We start from the raw sequence: 5,603 nt of genomic DNA, 5'->3' as shown, positions 1-5,603 counted from the left end.
GGCGACGGCGAGCATCACCACAAAGAAGCCGAACTCGTCGTCGGAAAGCTTTTCACCGTCGATATCGGCTTCGATCAACGCGGTCACGATGTCATTGCCGGGATTCTTGGCCTTGATCTCGGCCATCTTCATCGCGTAGGTGATCAACTCCAACGAGGCCATCTTCGGATCGATATCGGCGTACTCGGGGTCTTCGCTGCCGGTCATCTGGTTCGACCATTCAAATAGCTTGCCCCGGTCCTCTTGCGGCACGCCCAGCAAACCCGCAATGGCCTGGAGTGGCAGCTCGCACGACACCTGCTCGACGAAGTCTCCAGAACCCGCGACCGCCGCCGCTTTGGCGATCTTTTGGGCGCGATCGTTGAGTTCATCGTGCAGACGTCCGACGACCCGCGGCGTGAAACCGCGAGAAATGATCTTACGCAACCGGGTGTGGTGCGGCGCGTCCATGTTCAGCATGACGAACCGCTGCACCTCGATCTCCTCACGAGCTATCTCGTTGGGGAACCGCGGTATCACCCCGTTCTGCCAGCTGGAGAAGACGTCGCTACGACGCGACACCTCTTTGACGTCGTCAAGTTTCGTGATCGCCCAGAAGCCGCCGTCATGGAAACCTCCGCCAGTACCGGGAGCCTGCTGGTTCCACCAGATCGGCGCGGATGCGCGCAACTCGGCGAACTCTTCGACCGGTATCCGCAGGGCGTACATGTCAGGATCCGTCAGGTCGAATCCGGGTGGAAGATTCGGGCGGGGCACGCTACTTCTCCTTACTGACAGTCCTTACTGGCCGGCGAGTTGGAGGACACTAGCTCTCCTAGTGACGCTGTACTGCCAGTAAAACATGCCTTCACCGCAGACAAAAGGTGCCGACGCGTCCTCGCTTGTCATAGTAATGAAACGTGTTCTAGCCTGACCCCATGGGGAACCCGGTAATCGTTGAAGCGACCCGTAGCCCGATCGGCAAACGCAATGGATGGTTGTCAGGGCTGCATTCCACCGAGCTACTTGGGGCAGTGCAAAAGGCGCTGGTCGACAAGGCCGGTATCTCATCTGGCTTGCAAGCCGGCGACATCGAACAAATTATCGGCGGCTGCGTGACCCAGTTCAGCGAACAGTCGAATAACATCAGCCGAACGGCATGGCTGACCGCGGGATTGCCCGAACACGTTGGCGCCACCACCGTCGATTGTCAGTGCGGCAGTGGCCAGCAGGCCAACCATCTCATCGCCGGCTTGATTGCTATCGGCGCTATCGACATCGGTATCGCCTGCGGCGTCGAGGCGATGAGCCGGGTGGGCCTAGGTGCCAACGCGGGTCCGGACCGCTCGCTCATCCGCGCACAGTCATGGGACATCGACATGCCGAACCAGTTCGAGGCCGCCGAGCGAATCGCCAAGCGTCGCGGCATCACCCGCGAAGAGATCGACGCGTTCGGATTCGAATCTCAGCTACGCGCTAAGCGAGCGTGGGACGAGGGCCGTTTCGATCGGGAGATCTCGCCGATCGAGGCTCCAGTGCTAGACGAGCAGCAGCAGCCCACCATGCAACGACACGTGGTGACCCGCGACCAGGGACTGCGCGACACCACCATGGAGGGCTTGAGCCAGCTCAAACCGGTGCTCGAGGGCGGGATACATACTGCGGGCACGTCGTCGCAGATCTCCGACGGCGCAGCGGCGGTGTTGTGGATGGATGAGAAGAAAGCTAAGGCCATTGGGTTAAGACCGCGGGCGCGGATCGTCAGCCAAGCGTTGGTCGGCGCGGAGGCCTACTACCACCTAGACGGGCCGGTGCAGTCGACCGCCAAGGTGCTGGAGAAGGCGGGAATGAAGATCGGCGACATCGACATCGTCGAGATCAACGAGGCGTTCGCATCGGTGGTGTTGTCGTGGGCGCGGGTACACGATCCCGACATGGCCAAGGTCAACGTCAACGGCGGAGCAATTGCATTGGGCCATCCGGTGGGCTGCACCGGCAGTAGGTTGATTACCACCGCGCTGCATGAGCTGGAACGCACCGACCAGAGCACCGCGCTGATCACCATGTGCGCGGGCGGAGCCCTGTCCACGGGCACCATCATCGAGCGGATCTAGCACCAGCGGTGATCGTTTCTGAAGAGAGCCGCATCGCCGCCGCACAGGCTTACATCGACGCGCTCGTCAGCCATGACGGGGACTCCGTTCCGTTGGCGGCGGGATGCACTCGGGTCGAGCAAGGCGTCAAGAACGGATTATCCGGAAATCACCTGCGGCGCAGCCTCAATCGCGGACCTCAGTACTGGGTTATCGCCGACACGACGCCACCGCACTACCAGATCATCGGCGATGAGGTACACGCGGCGTATGACGTGCTGACGAAGATGGCGTTTTGCGGCAGCAGGCTTGCCGCGCGGGTTAACGAGACCTTCCTGATTCCTGCCGAAAGCCCAAGCGGGAAAGCCGAAATCCACCACATCAAGGTTCGCTTCAAACCATTCATTCACCGCTAGGAATACCCACCCGATGGAAAAACCACGAGCGTTGAATTCGCGTTGGGCCGACACCGTGATCAAGTGGACATCTCGGGCCAACACGTGGATCTATCGCCGCAGCAACGGAAAGCTCGGCGGCACGATTCAGAAGGCCCCGGTCGCATTGCTGACCACGACCGGCCGCAAGACCGGTGGTCCGCGGGTGAGCCCGCTGATCTATGTGCGCGACGACGATCGCGTGGTGCTGGTGGCGTCGCGGGGCGGCTCCGACAAACACCCGCTGTGGTACCTCAACCTCAAGGAAAACCCGAAAGTCTCGGTGCAGATTAAGAAAGAGGTGCTGCAGCTGCAGGCACGCGACGCCACCGCCGAAGAGCGCGCAAAATACTGGCCGAAGCTGACCGCCGTGTATCCCACCCTCGAGGACTACCAGTCGTGGACCGAGCGGGTGATCCCGGTCGTCATCTGCGATCCCTGAAGGTTCGGGCTCTCACTTATCGGTTTGGGGGCTTGGGTCCGCGAGCAATGTGTCGTGCTCGAGCAGGGCGGCCTGTTTGGATAACACCGGGCCGTCGACCAGGAGCCGAACGATTTGCCACGGCGCGGTTTCGGGTGACGTCAGGCCCAACGCCTTGGCGGCGTCCGCGTCGGGAACTCCGTACCGCACACCTTGTTCGTCGATGTAGTACTGGGATTCACCGTATCGAGGGTCCAGGGACTGCAACGCGACAGATTTTCCACCGTCTATGTACACGGTGGCCTTGCCGTGGAGTTGCTTGATGCCTGCGGCCATCGCCGATGGCGCTATCGGCAGGTGCCGACCCGCCAGCACCGTGGTCTTCGGCGCCTGGTCGCCGACTCCGCGCTCCCACGTCCAGCACAGCGTAGTCGCGTCCGGCCGAGCCACGATCTTGAGCGGTTCATCGGGCAGCGGTGATTGGTAAACCTCTTCGTCGATCCTGACAACCCGGCTGGGTTCCATCGCCGGTGGCGCTGCTAGTCCATATGACTGGGTAGCACGCAACGCCTCAGCGGTGGCGGCGTTCACCTTCGCGATCGCGTCGGCAAGCACCAAATAGTATTGCGACCCCGCTCCGGTAAGGAGCTGAAACACCGACCCGACCACTAAATCTTCAGGCAGCCCCAAGGAATTCGGCGCGCCCGCATCGGGCACCGGCGGTAGCTGCCACGGACCGGCGTCGGGCAGGGCGTTATATATCTCCTCGGAGATGGGGGTCGGCTGGGCGCTCATGGGTATGCCCGCCACCGAGGTCAGAGCGCGGTCATCTAGATCGATGGCGTGCCGGCCCTGTTGGGTAACGATCCATGTTTTGCCCTGGTAAGACACCAGCAGCGCCTCATTAGGCCGGATCACATCTATCGAGGAATCCATCACCAACGGCATTGCTATCACCGCGGTCTGCGCCGTCGGCGAAGAGCTGCCGGATGTCGCGACGGTGTTACAGAGTGTCCAGATCGACGAAGAAACACCCGAAACGGGTGTGGCATAAGGAGCGCCGGGGATCCCAATGGTCTGACCCACGGGAAGCTTGCTCAGTTCGGCGGATTTCACGACGGCTGGGTTCGCCGGATTGCCCAACACCAATCGCGCCGAAGTCAGGTTATAGACAGGATGCAGCTGCCTTGACAACATCACATAAAGTTGGTTGGTCGTATGGTCAGCGAAAAAACTGCTGCCACCCAGTTTGCCCACTGGTTTGAAGTAGGCTAGGAATCCGGCGCCGGCCACGAGCATTAGCGCGATCACCATGCCGACTGTGGCCGACCGGCTGTAAAACTGCAGCGGATCGTCGAACATCCGGGTGTCTCGCCGCACGATGGCATGTTCAAGTCGGCGAAGCAGGAAGCGCCAGCCGCTAACCTGAACCTTGGTAGTCAAGCGAAGACCCAATTGTTCACTCCCTCCCGTTGCGGCGCGCACCCACCGCGCAGCACCGATTTGCCGCCGCGGCGGCCATGCGGTCGGCGGGCCACGGCACGGTTATCACGATGCGCGCGGCCGGATCCCATGCGTCGTCGGCAAATCGACCAAGTGTAGCGGGTCGGGAAACATCGCCTTGCCATCGATGGCCACCACGCCGGCGATGAGGCTGCCGTCAGCCGCGGTGAATCAAGACCCGGCCCCATAAACCGGGACCGGCGGCCGCGACTTGGCCAACAGGTCGGTGACGACGGGCCCCAACTCGGCGGGCTCCCACCTCGCGCCCTTATCGACTTGGGGGCCATGCGCCCAGCCCTCGGCGACGCGGATGCTGCCGCCCTCGACCTCGAACACCCTCCCGGTCACGCCACGGGATGCAGCGCTGCCCAGCCACACCACCAGCGGTGACACGTTTTCCGGCGCCATCGTGTCGAATCCTTCGGCCGGTTTTGCCATCATCTCAGCGAAGACGGTCTCGGTCATGCGGGTCCGGGCCGACGGTGCGATGGCGTTGACGGTTACGCCGTAACGACCCATTTCTGCGGCGCCGACCAGCGTCATCGCCGCAATTCCAGCCTTAGCGGCGCTGTAGTTTCCCTGCCCGACGCTGCCCTGCAGGCCGGCACCGGAACTGGTGTTGATGATCCGTGCATCAACGGTTTTGCCCTCTTTGGACAGTGCGCGCCAGTACGAGCCGGCGTGCCGCATCGTGGCGAAGTGACCCTTGAGGTGCACCGCGATGACGGCGTCGAACTCCTCCTCGCTGGTGTTGGCTATCATCCTGTCGCGCACGATGCCGGCGTTGTTGACCACGACGTCCAGGGTGCCGAAGTCGTCGATGGCAGTCTGAACAAGGGCCGCCGCTTCATTCCAGTCCGCGATGTTGGATCCGTTGGCGACGGCTTCCCCACCGGCTGCCGTGATTTCGTCGACCACGCGCTGCGCGGCGCTGCCCCCGCTGGCGGGCGATCCGTCCAGGCCGACCCCAATGTCGTTGACCACCACGCGCGCACCTTCGGCAGCGAAAGCCAGCGCATGCGCGCGACCGATACCGCCGCCCGCTCCGGTGACGATGACGACACGGCCTTCTAGCAGGCCGCTGCCCACGCCCATACCCATTGCTCCTTACGTGTTATCTAATTACTTGTTGACGCTGGAAGCGGCAAGATAGGGCGGTGGCTCACCGCCGCC

At 62.4% G+C, this 5,603-nt stretch carries 6 protein-coding genes; 3 read left to right on the top strand and 3 right to left on the bottom strand.

The features are described from left to right. On the bottom strand, nucleotides 1–756 hold a 756-nt coding region (locus AC2VOU_RS12575; RefSeq protein WP_486957678.1), incomplete at its 3' end, for a cytochrome P450 family protein. Nucleotides 757–917: 161 nt separating this feature from the next. On the opposite strand from AC2VOU_RS12575, the gene AC2VOU_RS12570 reads away from it, so the two are divergent. The 3 genes from AC2VOU_RS12570 to AC2VOU_RS12560 are packed head-to-tail and all read left to right on the top strand — an operon-like array spanning nucleotide 918 to nucleotide 2,948. Continuing rightward, on the top strand, nucleotides 918–2,093 hold the full coding sequence (locus AC2VOU_RS12570) for a steroid 3-ketoacyl-CoA thiolase (protein WP_047316605.1): 1,176 nt from the start codon (nucleotides 918–920) through the stop codon (nucleotides 2,091–2,093). A gap of 8 nt (nucleotides 2,094–2,101) precedes the next feature. Continuing rightward, on the top strand, nucleotides 2,102–2,488 hold the full coding sequence (locus AC2VOU_RS12565; protein ID WP_486957677.1) for a DUF8021 domain-containing protein: 387 nt from the start codon (nucleotides 2,102–2,104) through the stop codon (nucleotides 2,486–2,488). A 13-nt stretch (nucleotides 2,489–2,501) separates the two neighbouring features. Further along, a complete protein-coding gene (locus tag AC2VOU_RS12560) occupies nucleotides 2,502–2,948 on the top strand; it encodes a nitroreductase family deazaflavin-dependent oxidoreductase (RefSeq protein ID WP_047316603.1) in 447 nt (148 codons plus the stop codon). Nucleotides 2,949–2,960: 12 nt separating this feature from the next. On the opposite strand, the gene eccB is transcribed toward AC2VOU_RS12560, so the two are convergent. Together eccB and AC2VOU_RS12550 are read right to left on the bottom strand one after the other, a co-directional pair. Further along, nucleotides 2,961–4,382 (bottom strand): type VII secretion protein EccB, encoded by a 1,422-nt coding sequence (gene eccB / locus AC2VOU_RS12555; protein ID WP_047316623.1) that lies wholly within the window; start codon nucleotides 4,380–4,382, stop codon nucleotides 2,961–2,963. A gap of 219 nt (nucleotides 4,383–4,601) precedes the next feature. Then, nucleotides 4,602–5,525, bottom strand: coding sequence for an SDR family oxidoreductase (locus AC2VOU_RS12550; RefSeq protein WP_486957676.1), 924 nt, complete (start codon nucleotides 5,523–5,525; stop codon nucleotides 4,602–4,604). Nucleotides 5,526–5,603: the final 78 nt, after the last annotated feature.

This window comes from Mycobacterium sp. TH-M25 (genome assembly GCF_057473665.1).
This window is presented reverse-complemented; position numbering and strand designations above follow the sequence as displayed.